The sequence below is a fragment of the Alicyclobacillus contaminans DSM 17975 genome (assembly GCF_000429525.1).
GTDB classification, from domain to species: Bacteria; Bacillota; Bacilli; order Alicyclobacillales; family Alicyclobacillaceae; genus Alicyclobacillus_A; species Alicyclobacillus_A contaminans.
This window is the reverse complement of the sequence record NZ_AUCA01000088.1, coordinates 1-3,529: the sequence shown is the minus strand read 5'-3', so window position 1 is coordinate 3,529 and position 3,529 is coordinate 1. Positions and strand designations below refer to the sequence as shown.

Sequence of the window (3,529 nt, the reverse complement as noted above, 5' to 3'; positions counted from 1 at the left end):
CGCACCGGGCATCATGCCCTCGAGCACGATGTTCATCTTCTCGTCCACTGTCCACTTACGTCCCGGCATCATAAACACCTCTACTTCATCTTAACTGTTTTCCGCGGTTCTAATTTGCAGAAAAACGCGGCGGTCGTTTATACATTGACATTGCATATTCATACGCCATCCATGTGCTACACTTATTGAACTAAGGGGCAGAAGTGCGCAATAGCGAGGCTAACTGAAGAAGAGGTAGTTTAGAAAGAATGGTATGATTAACCCGTGAACATTCATAATATTTAGGAATTCCGTGATTTAAATTTGACACCCATTGCAATGACTTGAGTATACGCTTAGGAAAGGAGTTTGATAGATGAAAATTGCGGCACTCTACGACATCCACGGGAATCTGCCAGCGCTGAACGCGGTGATAGAGGAGCTCAAAGAGGTGCAACCGGACCTAATTGTCGTTGGAGGGGATATCGTCTCCGGACCTATGCCTGGGCAGACCCTGGAACGGCTCTCCTTGCTTGGCAATCAGGTTCACTTCATTCGCGGCAATGGGGATCGTGAAGTAGTGATGGCTTTTGACGGCAAGCCACTACCTGCCATGTCAGAGAAGGGGCGTCAGAAGACACATTGGGTCGCCGAACAGTTAACTCGCTCTCAGCGAGATTTCCTGTCCCAATTACCAGAACAGATAACACTCCGTGTCGACGGATTAGGCGATGTCCTATTCTGTCATGCCACACCACGTAGCGATGAGGAGATCTTTACACCGATCACCTCACAGGAACGGCTCACCACCATTTTTACGGGCATTGAGCAGAAAATTGTTGTGTGCGGACACACCCATATGCAGTTTGAACGTCGAGTAGGGAGGGTGCACATTCTCAATGCCGGGAGCGTAGGGATGCCATTTGCGGACCAGCCAGGCGCGTACTGGCTCCTACTTAGCCCATTGGGGTGCGAATTTCGGCGGACGACTTACGATGGTGAGGCAGCCGCGAAAGAGATAAGAGCGAGCGGGATCCGCAAGGGAATGAGTTCGCCGAGGAGAATGTGCTCAAGGTCCCAACAGCGACGGAAGCAACGGAATTTTTTGAGCGTATGGCACAGGAGCACTGAGTGTGTTACTGAGTTGACGGGGGCGAATGCGCAATAAGAACGCTCCTTTCAAACTGCATAAATATCGAAAACGCGGTATAAACGCGGTATATCGGAGCGCCGCGTTTTTCTGCATTTTTAAGCTGCGGAAAACACTTAACCCATCCCTTCTGTCTGGGGTGACTCTGGGGCAAGTATAGGGGCTCACTCATAGCACTTGTGTTGGCCAGTCGCCTGTGCTTCACTTGGGCCATGGATGCCGATAGAGAGACGGCCTCATCGTCATGACTTACTTGATGATTGAGCAACTGTTTTCCATACAGAGCGGTGTACGGTCGTTTATGATGATATCGTCGTGGTTCCGCATGATGGTGAGTGGACAAATCTTGCAGAGGAAGGGGGAGACGAATGGGACAACGGATTCTTGTCATCGAGGACGACGGGAACATTCGAGATGTTTGCCGGCGGTACATGGAGCGGGAGGGTTACGAAGTTGTGATGGCAACCGATGGACAAGAGGGCTGGGAACTCTTTCGGCTTCACGAGCCGGATCTCGTGGTGGTGGACGTTATGATGCCGAAGAAAGATGGCTATGAATTGTGCCAGGAAATTCGCCGGCAATCGGATGTCCCCATCATCATCCTCACCGCGCGGGGAGAGGAACGGGACCGGGTCATGGGGTTGACCCTCGGCGCCGATGATTACATTACGAAGCCATTTTCTCCACGGGAATTGGTGTTGCGTATCCGCAACATCTTTCGCCGTACGTTTCAAGGAAGGACAAATTCCGGCACCCAGGACGAAGCGGAGATTTTGGACTATGGGGGTATCATTATCCATCCCGCCATGCGCCAGGTTACCATCGCAGGCCACGTGATCGACTTAACGGTAAAGGAATTCGACGTGCTGTATGTCATGGCTCGGCGACCTGGGCAGGTATTCTCCAAGGGGAAATTGCTGGAACTCGTGTGGGGCCTCGATAATGAAGTAGATGCCAGCGCCGTTACTGTGCTCATTCGTAGACTGCGTGAAAAAATTGAAGCGAACCCTTCAAAACCGAATTGGATTCAGACTGTGTGGGGGATTGGATATCGGTTTGATCCGTACGGAGAGGACAAGCTATGCGACTGAGGACACAGTTGCTGATTATCAACCTTGCGAGCCTTGCCCTGTTGATTGGCGCAGTGGTCTACAGCTACAGCAAAATGCTGTTGAATCTAACTCAGGCTGGACTCCTCACGTTGATTGCAGTCGTTGCGGGAATTATCTCTTCCGTGGCCTACTGGTTGATGACAATACCTATCACCAACTCCGTCAACCGGCTCATACACTTTGCGGAACAGGTCGGCAACGGGCAGCTTGAGGAAGGTGACACACAAAATTCGGGTCCACATGAGGTGCGCCGACTCACCCAGGCCGTGCAAAGAATGCAGCAACGGATGCATGAGAATTTTAAACAATTGGAATTGATGGAGCGGACGAGGCGAGAACTGATTGCGAACGTATCTCATGATCTTCGGACTCCCATTGCCTCTATCCAATCGTTCGTCGAGGCATTGGAGGACGGAGTGATAGACGATTACGAAACGTCACGCGTGTATCTGAAGACCATACATCGGGAAGCCAGTAGGCTGAGTTCGTTAATCGACGATTTATTTGAACTGTCGAAGCTGGAAGCGGGCCAGCAGTCTTATCATCCCGTGCCAGCCCACATCGACCAGATTATCATTGAAGTTTTGGAGAGTTACTCCGTCCGAATTCACGAAAAGGGGCTCAACGTACAAGTCACGGTGGCTGACGATACACCCATCCTGTTCATCATGCCGGACAAAATCGCCCGGGTATTGAGCAATCTAGTGAACAATGCGATTCGGCACGCCCCGGAACAGTCGGAGCTTCGAATTGAGGTGAAAAAATTACCCGGTGGAAATTTCGTGGAAATCGTGGTGACGGATGAGGGGGAGGGCGTGTCCGCCGAAAACGCAGAGCGTGTCTTCGAGCGATTTTATCGAACGGACAAATCGCGAAACCGGGACTCTGGTGGCGCAGGATTGGGCTTGGCCATCGCGCGATCTCTGGTGGAACTGCACGGCGGAGAAATTGGCGTACGAGTTCCAAGCGGGAAATCACACGGCAGTCAATTTTGGTTCACACTCCCTGTTCATAAAGCCTGACGACAGTATCTATGTAAGGTTCATGAAAGAATCTTGTTCGAAAAATGTAATATCCCTCCGCTAGACTGCACAGTGAGATGCGGTCAGTATCAAGGAGGAGATACGGTATGAAGGGCAAAGTGTTGAGTTGTTGTATGGCGTTGTGTGCATTCGGATTGATCATGGCTGTTACTGCATGTGGCCACTCCGATTCCGGAATGGTGGATCAGTCCAACATGAATGGCGCAGCGCAGAACAGCATGGATAACAGCATGGATAACAGCATG

At 51.1% G+C, this 3,529-nt stretch carries 3 protein-coding genes; all 3 read left to right on the top strand.

The annotated features are described in order from the left end of the window. Positions 1-355: 355 nt before the first annotated feature. A complete protein-coding gene (locus tag G463_RS21230) occupies positions 356-1,147 on the top strand; it encodes a metallophosphoesterase family protein (RefSeq protein ID WP_245575946.1) in 792 nt (263 codons plus the stop codon). A gap of 350 nt (positions 1,148-1,497) precedes the next feature. After that, the gene (locus G463_RS0117095) at positions 1,498-2,220 is read left to right on the top strand and encodes a response regulator transcription factor (RefSeq protein WP_026976099.1); all 723 of its coding nucleotides are present in this window, start codon (positions 1,498-1,500) and stop codon (positions 2,218-2,220) included. Beyond that, positions 2,211-3,263, top strand: coding sequence for a sensor histidine kinase (locus G463_RS0117090; protein ID WP_026976098.1), 1,053 nt, complete (start codon positions 2,211-2,213; stop codon positions 3,261-3,263). Before G463_RS0117095 ends, G463_RS0117090 begins: the two co-directional genes overlap by 10 nt. Positions 3,264-3,529 lie beyond the last annotated feature (266 nt).